At 69.3% G+C, this 18297-nt stretch carries 19 protein-coding genes; 6 read left to right on the top strand and 13 right to left on the bottom strand.

Annotated features, from left to right (window positions below; genetic code table 11):
• Positions 1-5: 5 nt before the first annotated feature.
• Entirely contained in the window at positions 6-1031 is a 1026-nt protein-coding gene (locus tag ACIHAO_RS12475; RefSeq protein WP_396557217.1) for a 6-phosphofructokinase, read from the bottom strand.
• Positions 1032-1313: 282 nt separating this feature from the next.
• Between ACIHAO_RS12475 and ACIHAO_RS12470 the strand changes: the two genes are divergently transcribed.
• Entirely contained in the window at positions 1314-2390 is a 1077-nt protein-coding gene (locus ACIHAO_RS12470) for a 3-deoxy-7-phosphoheptulonate synthase (RefSeq protein WP_396557215.1), read from the top strand.
• Between the two features lie 341 nt (positions 2391-2731).
• Here ACIHAO_RS12470 and ACIHAO_RS12465 read toward each other — a convergent pair whose 3' ends face one another.
• Both ACIHAO_RS12465 and ACIHAO_RS12460 read right to left on the bottom strand, forming a co-directional pair.
• Complete coding sequence (locus ACIHAO_RS12465; protein ID WP_034322519.1) at positions 2732-3217, bottom strand: polyadenylate-specific 3'-exoribonuclease AS; 486 nt, start codon at positions 3215-3217, stop codon at positions 2732-2734.
• Positions 3218-3237: 20 nt separating this feature from the next.
• Positions 3238-3999 carry a 1-acyl-sn-glycerol-3-phosphate acyltransferase gene (locus tag ACIHAO_RS12460; RefSeq protein ID WP_125785439.1) on the bottom strand — a complete coding sequence of 254 codons (762 nt, stop codon included), beginning with the start codon at positions 3997-3999 and terminating at the stop codon, positions 3238-3240.
• Positions 4000-4213: 214 nt separating this feature from the next.
• On the opposite strand from ACIHAO_RS12460, the gene ACIHAO_RS12455 reads away from it, so the two are divergent.
• Genes ACIHAO_RS12455 through ACIHAO_RS12445 form a run of 3 tightly spaced genes read left to right on the top strand, consistent with a single transcriptional unit; the run spans position 4214 to position 6647 of the window.
• Positions 4214-4984, top strand: coding sequence for an alpha/beta hydrolase (locus tag ACIHAO_RS12455; protein WP_396557213.1), 771 nt, complete (start codon positions 4214-4216; stop codon positions 4982-4984).
• Positions 4981-5484, top strand: a complete 504-nt coding sequence (locus ACIHAO_RS12450) for a hypothetical protein (RefSeq protein ID WP_396557211.1) — start codon at positions 4981-4983, stop codon at positions 5482-5484. Before ACIHAO_RS12455 ends, ACIHAO_RS12450 begins: the two co-directional genes overlap by 4 nt.
• Positions 5485-5504: 20 nt before the next feature.
• Positions 5505-6647, top strand: a complete 1143-nt coding sequence (locus tag ACIHAO_RS12445) for a glutamate--cysteine ligase (RefSeq protein ID WP_396557209.1) — start codon at positions 5505-5507, stop codon at positions 6645-6647.
• A gap of 16 nt (positions 6648-6663) precedes the next feature.
• Here the strand turns inward: ACIHAO_RS12445 and ACIHAO_RS12440 are convergent, their stop codons facing one another.
• From ACIHAO_RS12440 to ACIHAO_RS12410, 7 genes are read right to left on the bottom strand one after another with little or no spacing between them, the layout of a single operon-like run.
• Positions 6664-7533, bottom strand: coding sequence for an NUDIX domain-containing protein (locus ACIHAO_RS12440; protein WP_396557207.1), 870 nt, complete (start codon positions 7531-7533; stop codon positions 6664-6666).
• A 4-nt stretch (positions 7534-7537) separates the two neighbouring features.
• Positions 7538-8497, bottom strand: coding sequence for an ROK family protein (locus ACIHAO_RS12435; protein ID WP_125785520.1), 960 nt, complete (start codon positions 8495-8497; stop codon positions 7538-7540).
• Between the two features lie 16 nt (positions 8498-8513).
• The gene (locus ACIHAO_RS12430; RefSeq protein ID WP_396557205.1) at positions 8514-8936 is read right to left on the bottom strand and encodes a hypothetical protein; all 423 of its coding nucleotides are present in this window, start codon (positions 8934-8936) and stop codon (positions 8514-8516) included.
• Positions 8933-10075 (bottom strand): ArsA family ATPase, encoded by a 1143-nt coding sequence (locus ACIHAO_RS12425; protein WP_396557203.1) that lies wholly within the window; start codon positions 10073-10075, stop codon positions 8933-8935. The genes ACIHAO_RS12430 and ACIHAO_RS12425 overlap by 4 nt, the downstream gene beginning before the upstream one ends.
• 14 nt (positions 10076-10089) lie before the next feature.
• Positions 10090-10530, bottom strand: coding sequence for an SRPBCC family protein (locus ACIHAO_RS12420; protein ID WP_125785432.1), 441 nt, complete (start codon positions 10528-10530; stop codon positions 10090-10092).
• A gap of 27 nt (positions 10531-10557) precedes the next feature.
• Positions 10558-11346, bottom strand: coding sequence for a metallophosphoesterase (locus ACIHAO_RS12415; RefSeq protein WP_396557201.1), 789 nt, complete (start codon positions 11344-11346; stop codon positions 10558-10560).
• A gap of 8 nt (positions 11347-11354) precedes the next feature.
• Positions 11355-11765, bottom strand: a complete 411-nt coding sequence (locus ACIHAO_RS12410; protein WP_396557199.1) for a polyketide cyclase / dehydrase and lipid transport — start codon at positions 11763-11765, stop codon at positions 11355-11357.
• A gap of 125 nt (positions 11766-11890) precedes the next feature.
• Here ACIHAO_RS12410 and ACIHAO_RS12405 point away from each other — a divergent pair, with 125 nt between their 5' ends.
• Positions 11891-13681: an AMP-dependent synthetase/ligase gene (locus ACIHAO_RS12405; RefSeq protein WP_396557197.1), complete on the top strand. Its 1791-nt coding sequence runs from the start codon at positions 11891-11893 to the stop codon at positions 13679-13681.
• A gap of 85 nt (positions 13682-13766) precedes the next feature.
• Here ACIHAO_RS12405 and ACIHAO_RS12400 read toward each other — a convergent pair whose 3' ends face one another.
• The 3 genes from ACIHAO_RS12400 to ACIHAO_RS12390 all read right to left on the bottom strand — a co-directional run bounded on the left by ACIHAO_RS12400 (position 13767) and on the right by ACIHAO_RS12390 (position 17491).
• The gene (locus ACIHAO_RS12400) at positions 13767-14876 is read right to left on the bottom strand and encodes an FAD-dependent oxidoreductase (protein ID WP_396557195.1); all 1110 of its coding nucleotides are present in this window, start codon (positions 14874-14876) and stop codon (positions 13767-13769) included.
• Between the two features lie 66 nt (positions 14877-14942).
• Positions 14943-15878 carry a ferritin-like domain-containing protein gene (locus ACIHAO_RS12395; RefSeq protein WP_396557193.1) on the bottom strand — a complete coding sequence of 312 codons (936 nt, stop codon included), beginning with the start codon at positions 15876-15878 and terminating at the stop codon, positions 14943-14945.
• 368 nt (positions 15879-16246) lie between these two features.
• The gene (locus ACIHAO_RS12390) at positions 16247-17491 is read right to left on the bottom strand and encodes an aminotransferase class I/II-fold pyridoxal phosphate-dependent enzyme (RefSeq protein WP_396557191.1); all 1245 of its coding nucleotides are present in this window, start codon (positions 17489-17491) and stop codon (positions 16247-16249) included.
• 177 nt (positions 17492-17668) lie between these two features.
• On the opposite strand from ACIHAO_RS12390, the gene ACIHAO_RS12385 reads away from it, so the two are divergent.
• Positions 17669-18172 (top strand): hypothetical protein, encoded by a 504-nt coding sequence (locus ACIHAO_RS12385; protein WP_396557189.1) that lies wholly within the window; start codon positions 17669-17671, stop codon positions 18170-18172.
• Positions 18173-18297 lie beyond the last annotated feature (125 nt).

Raw genomic sequence — 18297 nt, 5'->3', positions numbered from 1 at the left:
ACGGCTCAGCCGAAGAAGACCTCGGCCTCTTCGTACCGCTCGACCGGGACGGTCTTCAGCTCGGCGGTCGCCTCGGAGAGCTTCACGCGGACGATGTCGGTGCCGCGCAGCGCCGTCATCACACCGAAATCACCGTCGGCGACGGCGTCGACGGCGTTGAGCCCGAAGCGGGTGGCGAGCACGCGGTCGTACGCCGTCGGGGTGCCGCCGCGCTGGACGTGCCCGAGCACGACCGCACGGGACTCCTTGCCGGTGCGGGCGGCGATCTCGTCGGCCAGCCAGGTGCCGATGCCGCCGAGCCGGACGTGCCCGAAGGCGTCCTTCTCACCGGTCAGCAGCTTCTCCTCGCCGCCCTCGGGCAGCGCGCCCTCGGCGACCACGATGATCGGCGCGTACTCCTTCTCGAAGCGGCGCTCGACCCACGAGACGACCTGGTCAACGTTGAAGTGCCGCTCCGGCACCAGGATCACGCTCGCGCCCCCGGCGAGACCGGAGTGCAGCGCGATCCAGCCCGCGTGCCTGCCCATGACCTCGACGACCAGGGCGCGGTGGTGCGACTCGGCCGTGGTGTGCAGCCGGTCGATGGCCTCGGTGGCGATCGAGACGGCCGTGTCGAAGCCGAACGTGTAGTCGGTGGCGCCGAGGTCGTTGTCGATCGTCTTGGGCACCCCGACGACGCCGATACCGTCGTCCGTGAGCCGCTTCGCGACGCCGAGGGTGTCTTCGCCGCCGATCGCGATCAGCGCGTCGACCTGCTGCTCGGCGAGCACGGCCTTGATCTTGTCGACCCCGCCCTCGACCTTGTACGGGTTGGTCCGCGACGAACGCAGGATCGTGCCGCCGCGGGTCAGGATGTCCTCGACGTCGTTCAGGCCGAGCGGGCGGCTGTCCCCGGTGAGGGGACCGTTCCAGCCGTTGCGGAACCCGACGATGTCCCAGCCGTGCACCTCGATGCCCTTGCGCACCACAGCGCGGATCACCGCGTTGAGCCCCGGGCAGTCGCCACCGCCGGTCAGCACACCGACACGCATGAGAAGCCTCCGTCTTGTGTTCCGTAGAGATGACAGTCACATGTCCCGTCGCCAGCGTAGCGGGAGTTCTCTGGATCGGTGCAGGGCGGACCACCTCGGGAATCGGTCCACGCCCGCGATGTGCTAGCTTGGCGCCGTGCAGCGCTATTTCTGGTTTACGAAGCCGGCCCCGGGTGGGCACGGCGGCGTCAACCTGCGCTGACCTCCACCCCGAGCCGGAATCACACCGGCTCGGCGAGTTCCCGCGGGTCGGTATCCCTTTCGAAAGGAACCAGACCCGCGATGTCTCCCTCCGCTGACACCCTGATCGCCCTCGACGGGCACCGCACGGCGGCCATCGACCCGCTGCTGTCGCCCGCGATGCTGCGGCACGAACATCCGATGACGGCGGAAATCGCCGATACCGTCCTAGCCGGGCGGGCCTCGGCCGTCGACATCCTCGACGGCCGGGACGACCGGCTCCTCGTCGTCGTCGGGCCCTGCTCGGTGCACGACACGGACGCCGCGCTCGACTACGCCCGCCGCCTCGCCGCCAAGGCCGAAGAACACCGCCGCGACCTGCACATCGTCATGCGGGTCTACTTCGAGAAGCCGCGGACCACGCTCGGCTGGAAAGGCCTGATCAACGACCCCGGCCTCGACGGCACCTACGAGGTCAACCACGGTCTCCGGATGGCGCGCAAACTGCTGCTCGACATTTCGGCGCTCGGGCTGCCGGTCGGCTGCGAATTCCTCGACCCGATCACCCCGCAGTTCATTTCCGACACCGTGACCTGGGGTTCCATCGGCGCCCGGACCGCGGCGAGCCAGGTGCACCGGCAGCTGTGCAGCGCGCTGTCGATGCCGGTCGGGATCAAGAACTCGACCGAGGGCGACGTCCAGGTCGCCGTCGACGCCACCCGCGCGGCCGGCGCGAGCCACGTCTTCGCCGGGATCAACCCCGACGGGCTCGCCGCGCTCATCACCACCGCCGGGAACGAGGACTGCCACGTCATCCTGCGCGGCAGCTCCGCCGGCCCGAACTACGACTCCGCGACGGTGGCGGACACGCTGGCGCGGCTCGCGAAGTCCGGGCTGCCCGAGCGCGTGATCATCGACGCGAGCCACGGCAACAGCGCGAAGGACCACGTGCGCCAGGCTTCGGTCGTCCGCGAACTCGCCGGGCGGATCGGCGCCGGTGAGCGGGGCATCGCGGGGCTGATGCTGGAGAGCTTCCTGGTGGCGGGGCGGCAGGACCTGACGCTGGGCTCGGCTTCGTCGCTGACCTACGGGCAGTCGATCACGGACGCCTGCCTCGGCTGGGAGACGACCGCGGAACTGCTGGACACGCTCGCGGAGGCGGTGGACTCGCGCCGCTGACGGGTCCCGGCGGCTGCGATGAAGGGGCCTTTCATTGCAAATTTTGCTATGAAAGGCCCCTTCATTGCACGGCACGGGGCTGGAGGGCTGGGGACTTATGCCGCGAAGGGAGCTTTCGTCGCATGGCACGCGGGGATGGCGTCCTTCACGGCCGGACCGCCACACCAGCCAAAGTACGTGAAGGACCCTTTCCTTGCGTCTAGCGCTGTGAAGGGGGCCTTCACGTACCACCGGTGAACGCGGCGGCACTGAGCGCCCGGGAGTGTCATGAAAGGGTCGTTCAGGACAAAAGTGTCCTGAACGACCCTTTCATGACACTTCTGCGAAATCGGGCGAGACGCCTACCGGTGCCAGTAAGACTCGATGATCTGCCACCGCTGGTAGTTGTGCCGCGCGTCGGCCAGCGCGTCGTGCTGGTCGTCCGGGGCGGCGGGCAACTTCGGCTTGCCCGCGTCCTCCCAGCGTTGCCGCAGGTCACGTGTGAAGCGCGGCAGCTGGCGCGGCAGCGCGGGCATCGGACCCCACAGTTGCGCCAGCGCGACGTGGTCGTAGGCGGCGAACCAGGCCCACAGTTCGATCCCGCCTGGCGGCTTGCCGAAGAATTCGAGCAGGTCCGTGCGGATCTTCTCGCGGCTGCGCCACGCCGGGTCGGCTGGCGACGGGAGTTTCGGGAGCACGTGGTCGCGGACCCAGGGGCCCGCCTTGCCGGGATCGAAATCGGTCGAGACCGCGTAGAACTCGCGGCCTCTTTCGTCCACGACACCGATCGACACCAGATCGATGGTCACGCCGTCCTCAATGAATTCGGTGTCGTAGAAAAAGCGCACCGGAGAACCCTAGTGGGGGCTCACCCGACCTTGGTGTCCGGGATACGGGCGACGTCGTGGGCGGACGGCTGCGCGGGCACCTTCGGGCGGATTCCCGCCTCCTCGGCGGCGAGCAGTTCCTTCGCCTTGGCGGCGTAGATGTCGACGTACTCCTGGCCGGAGAGCTCCATGAGCGCGTACATGATCTCGTCGGTGATGGACCGCTCGATGAACCTGTCGCCTGCGAGGCCTTCGTAGCGCGAGAAGTCGAGCGGCTTGCCGAAGCGGATCTCGAGGCGGCGCGGCCACCACATCTTCGAGCCGATCGGGTTCACCTTGTCGGTGCCGATCATGGCGACCGGGACCACGACGCCGCCGGACTCCAGCGCGATCCGCGCGACGCCGGTCTTGCCCTTGTACAGGCGGCCGTCCGGGGAGCGGGTGCCTTCGGGGTAGATGCCGAGGAGGTGCCCTTCGCGGACCAGCCGGGTCGCGGTGTCGAGCGCGGCCTGCGCGGCGTTGCCGCCGGAACGGTCGATCGGGAACTGGCCGACGCCGGTGAAGAACCACTTCTTCAGCAGGCCCTTGAAGCCTTTTTCGGTGAAATACTCCGATTTGGCCGGGAAGGTCACCTTGCGCTTGACGCGCAGCGGCATGAAGAAGGAGTCGGCCACCGCGAGGTGGTTGCCCGCGAGGATCGCGCCACCGTCTTCGGGGATGTTCTCCGCGCCGACGACTTTGGTGGGCCACAGCGCCTTGAGCAGTGGCCCGATAAACACGTGTTTCATGAGCCAGTACAGCACTGCGAAAACTCCTCCTAGCAGCTCAGCCCCCGCGCCCGATGGTCAAGACTACGAATCGCGCACTCCCGGCACAACGAAGTCCACCCGGTTACCCGCGGCCAGCGACGGATCTCACACCCGATCCGGCCTGATTCCGGCGGTGGCCGGGGGCCCACAAGCCGCTCCGGTCGTGCGAACATGGTAGACCTACCCAGCTCTCACGGAAGGCGATCGCATGGCCGTCCTCGCCGGCGCGGAACCGTTCGCTCACACCGGTTCGTCCGAAGCAGGGTTCCTGCTGTGCCACGGGTTCACCGGCACCCCCGCGAGTATGCGGCCCTGGGGCGACCATCTGGCCGAGGCCGGTTACACGGTGCGTTGCCCGCTGCTCCCCGGGCACGGGACCCGGTGGCAGGACATGAACCGGACAAGCTGGGAAGACTGGTACGGCGCGGTCCGTGAAGAGCTGCTGGCGCTCTTCTCGACCTGCGACACGGTGTTCGTCGCCGGGATGTCGATGGGCGGGACGCTGACGCTGCGGCTGGCCGAGGAGTTCGGCGACCGGATCGCGGGCATCGTGCTGGTGAACCCGTCGGTGCTGACCCTGCGGTGGGACGCCAAACTGCTGCCCGTCCTGTCGCGGGTCCTGCCGTCGGTGCCGGGCGTGGCCAACGACATCGCGAAGCCGGGCGAGACGGAGCTGGCCTACTCGCGAACGCCTGTGCGCGCCGCGGCGAGCCTGGCGAAGCTGTGGAAGCTCACCCGCGCGGATCTGCGCAAGGTGACCCAGCCCGTGCTCCTGCTCCACTCGGCCGTCGACCACATCGTGGAGCCGGTCAACTCCCAGGTGATCCTCGACGGGATCGGCAGCGACGACGTGACCGAGGTGGTGCTGGAGAACAGCTTCCACGTCGCCACGCAAGACCACGACGCGGGCCTGATCTTCACGCGTACGGTGGACTTCGCCCGGTCCGTGCGCCGGGCGGGACAGGTGGACGCCGGATGAGCAGAGGCAAGGACGGGCCGGAGGACGTCGACGCGACGTTCGCCGAGATCGTGGCCGACCTCCGTGCGGAGGGCGTCGGGCTGTTCCCGGAAGACGACCTGGGGAAACCGGCCGGGAAGACGGCGGAAAAGCCGGCCGAGAAGGCACCCCGGCCCGAGCAGCCGGACGCCGAGCCCGAAGCGGGCTGGCGAGGCGGCGGCACCAGCTGGGACAAGACGCTCTTCGAGGACGATCCCGCCGGGCCGGGTGAGGACGAGGGCCACTTCGTGCCGCCCGAGCCGCCTCCCCTGCCGCGCCCGCGCAAGGGCGCCTTCATCGTCCTGCTGTTCTTCGTGCTCGGCCTGCTGCTCCTGATCGCGCCCCATCTGATCGGCATGGGCACGCGGCTCGGCACCCCGCTCGGCATCCTCGCCCTCGCGACCGCGATCGCCCTGCTCCTGCTGCGGGTCCGCCAGGGGCCGCCGCCCGGCGCGGATCCGCACAACGGCGCGCAGGTCTGAACTGCCGGACAATTCCGATCATGAAGATCGACTTCACTCCCTCGCGCCGGTCGACGGTCGGCGCGGAATGGGAGCTCGCCCTCGTCGACCGGCGGACCGGTGAGCTCTCGTCGGTCGCGGAGCAGGTGCTCGACGCCGTCCGGCCAGAGGGCGAGGAGGAGCACCCGAAGATCAAGCAGGAGCTGCTGCTCAACACCATCGAGGTGATCAGCGGGATCTGCGACACGATCGCCGAGGTCAAGGCCGATCTGAACGAGTCGCTGGACGTCGTCCATTCGGTCCTCGACCCGCTGGGCGTCGAGCTGTTCTCGGCCGGGTCGCATCCGTTCTCGACGTGGTACCAGCAGAAGGTCACCGACAAGGAGCGCTACGCCAAGCTCATCGACCGGACCCAGTGGTGGGGGCGGCAGATGCTGATCTACGGCGTCCACGTGCACGTCGGCGTCGACCATCGCGACAAGGCCCTGCCGATCCTGGACGCGCTGCTCAACTACGCGCCGCACCTGCAAGCGCTTTCGGCGTCTTCGCCGTACTGGGGCGCGGAGGACACCGGCTACGCGTCGAACCGCGCACTGATGTTCCAGCAGCTGCCGACGGCCGGGCTGCCGTTCCAGTTCCGGAAGTGGACCGAGCTGGAGAGCTACGTCGACGACATGTTCACCACGGGCGTGATCGACCACTTTTCCGAGATCCGCTGGGACGTCCGGCCCGCCCCGCATTTCGGGACGATCGAGATGCGCGTATGCGACGGATTGCCGACGCTGGAGGAGGTCGGCGCGATCGCGGCGCTGACGCAATGTCTCGTCGACGATTTCAATTCCCGGCTCGAAGACGGCGAGATCCTGCCGACGCTGCCGCCTTGGCACGTTCAGGAGAACAAGTGGCGCGCGGCGCGCTACGGCGTCGACGCGATCGTCATCCTCGACGCGGCGGGCAACGAACGGCTCGTCACCGACGACACCTACGACCTGCTGGAGCGGCTCGAACCGGTCGCCCGGCGCCTGGACTGCGTCGATGAACTGCGGTCGGTGGAGACGATCCTGGCCTACGGGCCCAGCTACCTGCGTCAGCGCGCGGTGGCTAAGCACTACAACGGCAGCCTTCGCGCCGTCGTCGCTTCGCTCATCGCCGAAATGCGGGACGGAAAGATCGCGCGACCCTAGACCCGCGATTCGGCACCTAATTGCGATCGAGATGCCCCAGGAGGGTGCTCGGGCCGAAGGTCGAAGCACCCAGGGCCTCGACGCGGGAACGCAGTTCGCGATCGGCGGTCACCACGACGACGTGGTCGTCCGGGCCGGCCTCCCTGGCTTCCCGCGCGACGGCCACGATCTGGGAGTCCCCGTCGGACTCGGCGTCGACGACCTCGACGCCGGGCACGGCCGCGACTCCCCGCGCCTTCCCCTCGACGACCAGCACGACCCGCGGCCACCACGACCATTCGCCGCCACCCGGGAGCGCCGGATCGGCGAGCCCGGTTCCGGCCAGGGTCGCGAGCTTGTCCCGCAACCGTTCCGCGGCGCCACGCCGGTCGCGCCACCAGCCGTCCGGCCGCGACCCGACGACGTTCGCGCCGTCGACCACCAGTACCAGTTCGCGATCCAAGTGTTCCTTCAATCCCGGCCACGCCACCGCGAAATCGCGGTGCAGCCGGAAGTCCGCGACCTCGCCGGCCCGAACCCATCGCAGTTCCGCGCTCTCCGCGTTCTTCACCCTGGCCGAAAGCGTGCCGATCGGCGCGGCCAGGATCGTGGTGTAGCGCCAGTTCCCGTGGTCGACGTGCGACGCGGCCAGCGCGCGGACGCCGGACGGCGGGATGTCGGCCTCTTCGTGCGCCTCGCGGGTGGCGGCCTCGCGCGGGCTCTCCCCCGCCTCGACCGCGCCCCCTGGCAGCGCCCACGTACGCCCGTGATGCACCCACCAAGCCCGGCGTTGCAGCAGGACACCGCGCGCGGGATCGGACAGCAGCAGCCCGGCGGCGCCGTTCAAACCCCAGTGGAGATGCCCGAAGTCGCATTTCACGAAGCCGTTGCCGTCTTGCCGGGTCACGGCTTCAGCCTGTCACACCGACTTCGGCGCCGGGAGCCTTCGCCGCGTCGACGGCGAGCGCCGCCGCGCCGACGATCGTGCTGTCGTCCCCGTGATGCGCGGTGCGGATCCGGGCCAGCGGCCGGTGCCCGGCGCCGGTGATCTTGCCCGCGTACTGTTCCCGCGCCTCGTCGAGGAACAGCGGCGCCGATTCGGACACCCCGCCGCCGATCACGATGATCTCCGGGTCGAAGACGTCGGCGACCAGCGCCAGTCCTTCGGCGAGCCACTTGCCCAGCTCGGTCATCGCGCGCTGGGCGATCGGGTCGCCGTCGCGGGCGGCACCGGCGACCCGGCGGCCGGTGACCGAACCGGGGTCTCCCCTGGTCTCCCGCGCCAGCACGGTCGACCGGCCGGGGTGCCGGGCGAGCAGTTCCACCGCGGTCGCGGCCAGCGCCGTCCCGCTGCAGTACCGCTCCCAGCAGCCGTACTTGCCGCACGGGCAGGGCCGCCCGCCGGGTACGACCGTGAGATGCCCGAGTTCGGGGGCGACGCCGTACGCGCCCCGGTAGATCTTGCCGTCGAGCAGCAGACCCGCGCCGATCCCGGTGCCGAGCGCGATCAGCGCGGCCACCTGGGCGCCGCGGGCGGCCCCGAAGCGGTACTCGCCGATCGCCGCGGCGTTCACGTCGTGCTCCAGGGTCACCGGCAGGCCGACGCGTTTCTCGATGCGTTCGGCGACCGGCGCGGCACGCCAGGACAGATGCGGCGCGAACATCACTGTCCGCCGGTCCTTGGCGACGAAGCCGGCGACCGCGAGCCCGACACCGGAGACGTCGTGCCGGTTGCGGAGGTCTTCGATCACGCCGGCGATGGCGTCTTCGAGCGCGTCCTCCCCGCTGGGCGTGCCGACCCTGGCGGTGTCCATCAGCGAGCCGTGCTCGTCCACCACGCCGGCGCGCACACTCGTGCCCCCGACGTCCACCCCTACCGTCAGCAACTCAGTTCTCCCGGTCCGGCTGCCAAGCGTCGCGCCTGGTCACCGTGATGTGCTGGACCCGCGAAGCTCCCACCGGCGCATCTTCCCGCGCCGGCTCCTTCCGCGCAGGCTGGAACCCCGGCATGTGCACCCCGCCCTCGGGCTCCCACCGATCGGCGAGCACCGCCCGCAGCAACGCGACGAGTTGCGCGGCCTGCTCCATCAGCCGTGCCACGAACTCGGGCCGTTCCCCGCGGAAGACGCCGACGACCGCGCAGAGCGGGCACCAGCCGCCGTCGGTGTCGTGTTCCGAGCAGCCGTGCCCGGCGGAGATCAGGCCCTCCAGCCACGGCGCCGCGTGCTCGACGACGAGTTCGACCAGCAGCCGGATCTCTTCGGCCAGGTCGAGGCCGCCGGCCTCCGTGTGTTCGCTGTACTCGCTCACCCGGGTCCCCGGTTCCCGGCCAGGCTCACGACCAGGCCGTGCGCGTCGGATTCCGCACCGGTGATCCGGCACGGGCGCAACATCTCCGGCAGTGCGATCAGCCGCCGGAAACCGTCCACGGTGACGGCGAGATCATCGTCCACTCTGGCCAGGTCCACTTCGGAGTCACGGTGCAGCGGCACCGCGATGCGCAGCTGATAGCCACCGTCCGATTCGGACACCTGCAGCAGCGGAGTGACACCTTTTTCTTCGCCCGCCAAGGGATCGAGCCCTTGATAGAGCTCGTACGCGATTTCCCGCAACGCCTCGAGCCCCACCGGCTCGACGGCGCGGTGCTCGACGGGCTTCACCTGTCCGGGCCCGAAACCGGCGCCGGCGAGCTCGGCGAGGACGGCGTTCTGCTGGGTGCGCCTGGTCCGCATCCACGAGGCCGCGGCGCCGCGCCAGAACCCGGGCGCGGGCATCAGCCGGTTGACGATCAGGCCGTCGACCAGGATCCCGCGCAGGGCAAGGGAACTCAGGGTGCGGCGGGCTTCCGCGACGACCACGCGCTCCGGCGTCAGCACGAGCCGCACGGTGGTGGTGGCCGGGTCGGTGAGCAGGGTGCGCAGCGACTCCAGATGCGCGCCGAGCCGCCGCACCGCGGCCGCCGTCCGCCGCGCGCCCGGTTTGAACATCCTCGACAGATAGCCGGAGACGGCTTCGGGCAAAGCCAGCAGGCGCAGCGTTTCCGCGGTTGGTCCACAGTCGACGACGACCGTCTCCCACGGACCGTGTTCGGCGAGGCGCTGGACTTCGGTGAGCGCGAGGAGTTCGTCCACGCCGGGCACCACGGTGAGTTCTTCGGCGTCGAGCGAGTCGAGGCCCGCCCCCGCGAGCGCGGTCTGCAACTCCTGCCGGAGTTCGCGCCAGGTGCTGTCGACGAGGCCGCGGGTGTCGATCTGGGCGGCGTGCAGCAGGGTGTCCACTTCGGACGGTTCGCCGCCGAGCGCGAGGCCGAAGGCGTCACCGAGGGAATGGGCCGGGTCGGTCGAGACCACGAGCGTCTTCCTGCCCCGCCCGGCCAGTGCCGCCGCCGTCGCCGCGGCCAGCGTGGTCTTGCCGACACCCCCCTTGCCGGTGAAAAGCAGGATCCGCATGCCTACCCTTCGACTCAGGATGCTTCAGCGCGCTTCTTGAGCTCCTTGAGCGCGGTGTCCATGACCATCTTCTCGGCCTTGCGGCGCAGCAGCCCGATCATCGGCAGCGCCAGCTCGACGGACAGCGTATACGTGACCTTGGTGCGGCCGGCGCCCAGCGCTTCGAGGGCGTAGCGGCCGTTCTGGGCCTTTTGCATCTGCCCCTTGACCAGGTGCCAGCTGACTCCGTTGCCGTCGGCGTCCCAGTCGTACTCGAGGGTGTAGACGTCCTTGATCGGCCCGGCGTCGAGGGTGAGTTTCACCTGTTTGGCGCGGCCGTTGTCATCCTCGCCGAGTACCTCGGTCTCCCGGACGGCCTTGGCCCATTCCGGGTACGCGGGGAAGTCGGCGATGACGGCCATCACCCGCGCGGGCTCGGCGTCGACCTCGATGGACTGCGTGGACTGCTCGGCCATGGTCCAAACTGTAGCCGCAGCCGAGGGTCACCAGCGCAGCACGTACGGCTGTGCCGTCTCTTTGAAGTGACCGACGTTACGGCATTCGGTCCTGCCGAGCCTCGTCCGCGGGGTCAGCGGCTGGTGGACGTGCCCGAACACCGACCAGCGCGGCCGCTGCTCGCGGATGAGATCCACCAGTGCCGCCGACCCGATCTCGGACCGCCGCGCGATCACGTCGTAGGTCAGTTCCGGGATGGCGGGCGGGACGTGGGTGCACAGGACGTCGACGTTCTCCAGCGCGCCGACCGCGACGTCGTACTCCTCGCGGGTGCGCAGGTACGGCCGCCAGAAGCCGTTGCGGCGCGGGACCACGTTCGGCGGGAGGAGCCCGCCGCCGACGAACCCGAAGCGCAGGCCGCCGAACTCGGCGACCTCGCCGTCGAGGACGGTGATGCCGTCGCCGGCGAACTCCGGCCACAGCGACGGGTCGTCGACGTTGCCGGGGGTCGCGAACGTCGGCGCGGTCAAAGCGCCGAACAGGACGGCGTACTGGTCCTGGATCGCCTCACCGACGGCGGCGGCGGGATCGGCCAAAGTGGCCCACAACGATCGCGAGAAGGCAACGGTCTCATCACGAGTGCCCTCACGCCGGAGCCTCGCGAACTCGCCGACCTTCTCGGCGCCGAACAGCGCGCCCATGATGCCCTTGTCGTGCTCGCGGTAGTCGACGAAGTCCAGCAGGTCGCCCAGCACGATCAGCGCGTCGGCGCCGTCGCCCGCGCGTTTGAGCGCGTCGGCGTTGCCGTGCACGTCCGACACCACGTGAACCCGCATGCTCTCCCCTACTCGACCCGGGGACCGACCCCGGGCTCGCGCCCGTCCTCGAGGACCTCTTTGAGCCCGAGCGCGATCGCCTTGGCCGCACGGGCCCTGCGATCGAACTCCCGTCGCAGGTCACGAGCCTGGAGCGCCACAGGCTCCCCGTCCGGACCGGCGGGAGTGGCGCGCAGGAAGTAGTGCAGCAAAGTGCCGTCGAGCACCGGCTCGAGCCAGACCTCCATGGTACCGATCAAGGCACCGCGCACGGTCCAGCGCAATCCTTGGTCGCCACGGTCGGTGTAAACCTCCAGAACGAGGTCCGGCCAGTAACGTGACCAAGATCGCGGATCGGCGAAAGCGGCGGCCACGGTGGAGGGCGGGACCACGAGGAAGGTCTCGTCGACGATGTCGAGAGCTGGCGGCGCCTGGTTCACAGCGGCAGAATGTCATGCCCTGGGTATGGCCGATTCGTCAGCATGGTCTTAAGGTGCACGGCACGCTAAGTTGACTGGCGGGTAACACCGGTCACACCACTTGCACGCGAACACGGAGGTTCCTCGTGCGCGAATACAGCGCCCCCGCCGCCAATCCGGTGACCGACGACGAGAATCTCGCCGACGTCGTCTGGGCGAACGCGGAGCGGTTCTCCGATGTCGTGAGTTTCCGCCGCCAGGTCGACGGTACCTGGTTGGACATCACCGCCAAAGACTTCGCCGCCCAGGTTCTGGCCGTGGCCAAGGGAATGGCACAGGCGGGCATCGCACCGGGCGACCGGATCGGGCTCATGTCCAAGACCCGGTACGAATGGACCCTGATCGATTTCGCGATCTGGGCCGCCGGCGCGGTCACCGTCCCGATCTACGACACCTCCTCGGCAGAGCAGGTGCACTGGATTCTCTCGGACTCGGCGGCGAAGGGCGTGTTCGTCGAGACCGACGAACACCTCGCGACGCTCGAATCCGTCAAGGGACGCCTCGACACGCTCGAGCACACCTGGCAGATCGAGGCAGGCGCCGTCGACAAGCTCACCGAGCAGGGCGCCGCGCTGAGCGACGACGACCTGCACGAGCGCCGCCGTACGGTGAAGGCGGGTGACCTGGCCACGATCGTGTACACCTCGGGCACGACCGGTCGCCCCAAGGGCGTCGAGCTGACCCACCGGAACCTCCTCGCCGAGATCCGCGCCGACATCGCCGCGTTCCCGCAGCTGATGGAGCAGGGCAACTCGCTGCTGGTGTTCCTGCCGCTCGCGCACGTCCTCGCCCGCGCCATCGCGGTGACCGCGCTCAGCGCGCGAGTGACCCTCGGGCACACCTCGGACGTCAAGAACCTCGTCGCCGACCTCGGCACCTTCCGGCCGACGTTCGTCGTCGCCGTACCTCGAGTGTTCGAGAAGGTCTACAACGGCGCGAAGCAGAAGGCGCACGGTGACGGCAAGGGCAAGATCTTCGACGCCGCCGAAGCCACCGCCGTCGCGTACAGCCAGGCTCAGGACACCGGCGGCGCCGGGCTGGGCCTCAAGATCAAGCACGCGCTGTTCGACAAGCTCGTCTTCAGCAAGCTGCGCGCCGCCCTCGGCGGCCGGTGTGTCGCCGCGGTGTCCGGCGGTGCCCCGCTCGGCGTGCGGCTGGCGCACTTCTTCCGCGGTATCGGCGTCCCGGTGTTCGAGGGCTACGGCCTGACCGAGACGTCCGCCGCGGCCTGCGTCGGCACCCAGGACGGCTTCCGCGTCGGCACCGTGGGACGCCCGGTCGCCGGCACTTCGGTCCGGATCGCCGACGACGGCGAAATCCTGCTGAAGGGCGACGTCGTCTTCAGCGGCTACTTCAACAACGCCCAAGCGACCGCCGAAGCGCTCGAAGACGGCTGGTTCCACACCGGCGACCTCGGCGAACTGGACCGCGACGGCTTCCTCAAGATCACCGGGCGCAAGAAGGAGATCATCGTCACCGCGGGCGGCAAGAACGTCGCCCCGTCCGGGCTCGAGGACACCATCAAGGCCAGCCCGCTGATCAGCCAGGCGATGGTCGTCGGCGACCAGCGGCCGTTCATCGGCGCGCTGATCACCATCGACGAGGAGTACTTCCCGTCGTGGAAATCGCAGCACGGCAAGCCTTCCGACGCCTCCGTGTCCGACCTGGCCGACGACGCCGAACTGCGCGCCGAGGTCCAGCAGGCCGTCGATCAGGCCAACAGCGCGGTTTCGCAGGCCGAGGCGATCAAGAAGTTCACGATCCTCTCGAAGGACTTCACCGAGGCCGGTGGCGAGATCACGCCGAGCCTGAAGCTGAAGCGCAACATCGTGAACAAGAACTACGCGACCGACATCGAAGCGCTGTACAAGAAGTAGCTCTTCGCGCGTGAAGGCCCCTTACCTCGGCTGAGCCGGGGGAAGGGGGCCTTCACGCGCTTTGGCGAACCCCGCAAGTAGGTGACTAATTGCGGGGGATCGTCGCGTCCCACTCGATGTGGTGCTGGTACAGCCAGTTCCGGTCCCGGTCGGACGTCGTTCCCGAATACACCGCCGCGCTGCCGGCCACCAGTTTCTCCACCCGCGCCCGCCGCAGCCGCTCGTAGGCCATGAAAGCCGTTGGCGCGTCAGGAAGATCGCGTAGGCACTGCGCCAGCACGACACTGTCCTCCAGCGCCATCGACGCTCCCTGCCCCGCGGCGGGCGAGGCCGCGTGCGCGGCGTCGCCGACGAGCACCATCGACGCGTTGAACCACACCGGCGTCGAGGGAACGTCGTAGGAGTGGCCGCCGAAGACGTCGTCCCCCGTCGACTGGATGATTTCCGCGGCAGGCAACGGTTCCCCGTCGAAAGCCGCGAAAGCCGCCGAGCGCCACTCGGCCGCCGAAAGACCGGCGCGGACGCCCTCCGCCGCGGGAAGCCGCGCGAACCAGTACGTCGAACCGTCGGGCGTGCTCGTGTAGCCGAAGAAGGCGTGCAGGCTTTGAACCATTCGATAGAGGGACGGCGCCTGCGGGATGCTCGTGTCGGTCGTGTAGCCGTAGACGACGTCGAGGCCCGTCGAGCGCGGAGGCGGGCACGCCGGGTCGATGATGGTCCGGACGACCGACCGCAGCCCGTCTGCGCCGATCAGGATATCCCCCTCGGCGACGGACCCGTCCTCGAAGCGAGCGACTCCCGGCGAGGCGGAAACCAGCCGCTTCCCGCGTTCGACAGTGATCCCGCGCGAGATCGCTTCCTCTTGCAGCACACGGTAAAGGGACGCGCGGGTCAAGGTGCGCGGCCCGGCGAGCCCGGCTGAGTCCGCTACGTCGAACGACCGCCGCTCGACGGTCTTCCCGTCCGGCGTCACGAGTTCCAGCCCGACGGCGGCGAAGGAGTTGTCGACCACCGGAGCCTCGGCGCCGATCGCGCGCAGGGCGTCCATGCCGTTGTGCATGATCGTCAGGAACGCGCCCGCGTCCTCGCCGCCGGACGGGTACGCCTCGTGAACGCTCGCTTCGATCCCGGCCAGCCGCAACGCCATCGCGGTCACCGTGCCCGAGATGCCGCCGCCGATGATCACAGCCTTCACCGCGAACCCCCTCCGTCGTGTCGCCGCCACCCGACGGTACCGGGAAACGGCGACACGACAGGGGGATCACGCGCCGCCGCTGGCGACGATGTCGCCGTTGACCCCCTTGGGGAAGAACCCGCCCTCCTTCACCGGACCGGGGTTCAGGTAGACGATGTTCAGCACCCTGTCGGCGCCACGGCCGAAGCAGATGCCGTTGTTGTCGGCGGGGACGATGTTGGCCTGATTGCCCAGCAGGATGCCCTGGTCGCCGTCGCCGGGGCCGTCGAGCGCGTCGCGGGCGTTGGAGATCTTGGCCGCCGCGTCGCCGAGGTCCCGGTCGAACAGCGACGTCCGGATGGTGGCGGCGTGGTAGGCCTCGGCGGCCAGGATCCCGGCGGCCGCGTCCAGGAACGTCTTGTTGGTGATCAGCGGCGCGGCACCCTTGTAGGCCGTGACGCCGACGTCTTCGAACAGGTACGCCGCGAGCAGGAAGTTCTTCTCGCCGGCGAACGGGTCGAACTGCTGGTATTCGCTGATCAGCCCGGCCGCCTTGGCCGCGGCGGTGAAGCTGTCCTTGAGGTCGATCTCGGGCCGCGACACCGCTGCCTCGCCCAGCGCACCCCGCAGGAACTTGACGTGCGCGACCTCGTCGCCCGCGATCTCCTTCGCGAACTGGTGCAGCGTCTTGTCGTGGAACATCACCTTCTTGCCGCCGACCACGCCACCCTGGGCGCCGACACCGCCGGTGAGATCGTCCGGCAGCCCGCGGCCGTGGACGGCGAAGGAGTAGAACTCGGCTTCGAGGTACTCCAGGTTGAGCGCGAAGTTGAGCACGGCGGCGTCGCTGGGGGCCGCGGCCTCACCCGTCGCCGAAGCGGACGAAGTGGCCTGCACCCCGAGGTAGGTCGCGCCGACCACGCCGAGCCCCGCCGCGCCGGCGGCCTTCAGGAACCGGCGGCGATCCGTGCGGTTCTCGGCGCTGCGCGAAATCAAGGTACGAACGAAGGGCTTTCCGAACACGAGTGGTTCCTCTCGTCTTTGCGGTACACACCCACCCACTCGGACGTTCGGAACCACCCGTGACCCGGATTGGAAAAGATCTCGAACTTATTTCTTCGTCGCCGCGGCAAGGCGGACAGCGACCGTGCCACGCCACGCTCCCGGTCGGAAAAGCGCGGCTCACGGCGATGTCACGTGACTGACCGGACGACACGCGTGATCCGGCGGACGACACGCGTGACTGGATGGACGACACGACCGCGGCCGGGGTTCGCCACGAGACGTCCGCCCAATCACGCGTGTCGTCCTTCCCGACACATGTACCGTCCGTTCGATCACGCGTGTCGTCCGCGCACTCGGCAGTAGGTACCTAAGGCCTTACGGCGAACTTATTTCTTCGTCGCCGCGGCGAGGCGGACGCAGACGGCGAGCCCGCGGATGGCCTCTTCGACTTCGGCCAGCTCAGGGTACGTCGGCGCGATGCGGATGACGGCGTCCTCGGGGTCGTCGCCGTACGGGTGGGTCGCGCCTGCGGGGGTCAGGGCGATACCCGCCTCCTTGGCCAGCCGCACGACCTCCTTGGCGGTCCCCGACGGCACGGTCAGCGAGATGAAGTACCCGCCGGTCGGCTTGGTCCAGGACGCGAGGCCCGATTCGCCCAGTTCCTTGGTGAGGATCTCGTCGACGGCCGCGAACTTCGGCCCGATGAGCTCGGCGTGCTTGCGCATGTGCTCGCGGACGCCGTCCTCGTCGCGCAGGAACAGCGCGTGCCGGAGCTGGTTGACCTTGTCCGGGCCGATGGTCCGCTTGCCGATGAGGCCGGTCCACCAGGCCAGGTTGGCCTCGGAGGCGCCGAAGAAGCCGACGCCGCCACCCGCGTAGGTGACCTTCGAGGTGGAGCCGAAGACGAACACGCGGTCGGCGTTGCCCGCCTCGGTGGCCAGCGCGAGCAGGTCCGCCAGGTGCGCCTCTTCGTCGGTGAGGTGGTGCACGGCGTAGGCGTTGTCCCAGAAGATCCGGAAGTCCGGGGCGGCCGTGACCATCGTCGCCAGGCGGCGCACGGTGTCGTCGCTGTAGGTGACGCCGGTCGGGTTGCTGTACTTCGGCACGCACCAGATGCCCTTGATCGCGGCGTCCTCGGCGACGAGACGCTCGACGAAGCCCATGTTCGGGCCGGTCTCCGTGAGCGGCACCTGGATCAGCTCGATCCCGAAGCGCTCGGCCAGCGCGAAGTGGCGGTCGTAGCCCGGCACGGGGCACAGGAACTTGACGCTCGGCTCGTCGGCCCAGCGCCGCTCGGCGCCCGGGAGCTTGCTGAGGAAGGCCTGCACGATCGAGTCGTGCATGAGCTCCAGGCTGGAGTTGCCCGCGGCCAGCAGCTGCTCGGCCGGGACCTGCAGCGGTCCGGCGAAGATGCGGCGGAGCTCGGGCAGGCCCTTGAGGCCGCCGTAGTTGCGGACGTCGGTGCCGTCCTCGGCCTTGCGCACGTCTCCGGGCAGGGCGAGCAGTCCGTCGGCGAGGTCCAGCTGGCGAGGGGACGGCTTGCCGCGGGTGATGTCCAGGGAGAGGCCACGGTCGACGAGGGCCGCGTAGTCGCGGCGGGCGCTCTCGACATCGACAGGTGCAGTGGTCATGCCTAACGCTAAACCCGGCGGTGATCCGGCGTGAGACGAGGGTGGCCCTAGACCGGCGCGTACAAGATCCGATAACGGTTCCGGTGGGTTTTTCAGCATTCGTAACGAGTCCGAATCCCCTAGTGGCGCGACCGTTGTTTCCCGCATTCTCGGTACCACGAGGAAAAGGGGAGAGAAATGGGAACGATGAATCGGGCGGCGGTGACGCTGATGGCGGCGGGCGCGCTGGCCGCGTGCGCGGTACCCCAGCAGGGAACGGCGGCTCCGGCCGTCGCGGTGGTCGCTCCGCCGACCACGATCGTGCTCCAGCCACCCGCGGTCGCGGCCCCGCCTCAGACGGTTTATGTCGCACCGCCCGCGACACAGACGGTCTATCCCGCACCGGCGGTTTCCGTGGCGCGAACGGTGATCGCGTACTACGACGCGCTCAACCGGCGTGATTTCCCCACCGCGTGGAATCTCGGCGGGCAGCGGCTGGCGAAAGGCGGCGCTTATCCCTCCTACGTCAAGGGATTCGCGACGACTTCCTGGGCGGCCCTCACCGTGACGGGTGAGAGCGGGAACACCGTGCACGTCCATCTTTCGGCGCGCCAGACCGATGGTTCACTGCGTACTTTTTCCGGTTCCTACACCGTTTCCGGCGGCGCGATCACCGGCGCGAACATGAAACGTCTCTCCTGACGCCGCAATTCGTCACCTGGTTGCGGGGGGTGGGGGGGCCCCCCCCCCCACCCCCAGTGGGAATTTTGGGCGCCCACGGGGGGGGGGGGGGGGGTTTTTAACCCGCCCGGGGAGCGCGCACGGGT

Source organism: Amycolatopsis sp. NPDC052450 (assembly GCF_044547565.1).
Taxonomy (GTDB): Bacteria; Actinomycetota; Actinomycetes; order Mycobacteriales; family Pseudonocardiaceae; genus Amycolatopsis.
Note: the sequence above shows the minus strand (reverse complement) of the source record. Positions and strands in the feature narration are given on the sequence as shown.

Excerpts from the sequence above, each read along its gene's own strand:
- ACIHAO_RS12470 (WP_396557215.1), top strand. The coding sequence starts at position 1,314 with ATGTCTCCCTCCGCTGACACCCTGATCGCCCTCGACGGGCACCGCACG.
- ACIHAO_RS12450 (WP_396557211.1), top strand. The coding sequence starts at position 4,981 with ATGAGCAGAGGCAAGGACGGGCCGGAGGACGTCGACGCGACGTTCGCC.
- ACIHAO_RS12455 (WP_396557213.1), top strand. The coding sequence starts at position 4,214 with ATGGCCGTCCTCGCCGGCGCGGAACCGTTCGCTCACACCGGTTCGTCC.
- ACIHAO_RS12445 (WP_396557209.1), top strand. The coding sequence starts at position 5,505 with ATGAAGATCGACTTCACTCCCTCGCGCCGGTCGACGGTCGGCGCGGAA.
- ACIHAO_RS12475 (WP_396557217.1), bottom strand. The coding sequence starts at position 1,031 with ATGCGTGTCGGTGTGCTGACCGGCGGTGGCGACTGCCCGGGGCTCAAC.
- ACIHAO_RS12415 (WP_396557201.1), bottom strand. The coding sequence starts at position 11,346 with ATGCGGGTTCACGTGGTGTCGGACGTGCACGGCAACGCCGACGCGCTC.
- ACIHAO_RS12390 (WP_396557191.1), bottom strand. The coding sequence starts at position 17,491 with ATGACCACTGCACCTGTCGATGTCGAGAGCGCCCGCCGCGACTACGCG.
- ACIHAO_RS12420 (WP_125785432.1), bottom strand. The coding sequence starts at position 10,530 with ATGGCCGAGCAGTCCACGCAGTCCATCGAGGTCGACGCCGAGCCCGCG.
- ACIHAO_RS12385 (WP_396557189.1), top strand. The coding sequence starts at position 17,669 with ATGGGAACGATGAATCGGGCGGCGGTGACGCTGATGGCGGCGGGCGCG.
- ACIHAO_RS12425 (WP_396557203.1), bottom strand. The coding sequence starts at position 10,075 with ATGCGGATCCTGCTTTTCACCGGCAAGGGGGGTGTCGGCAAGACCACG.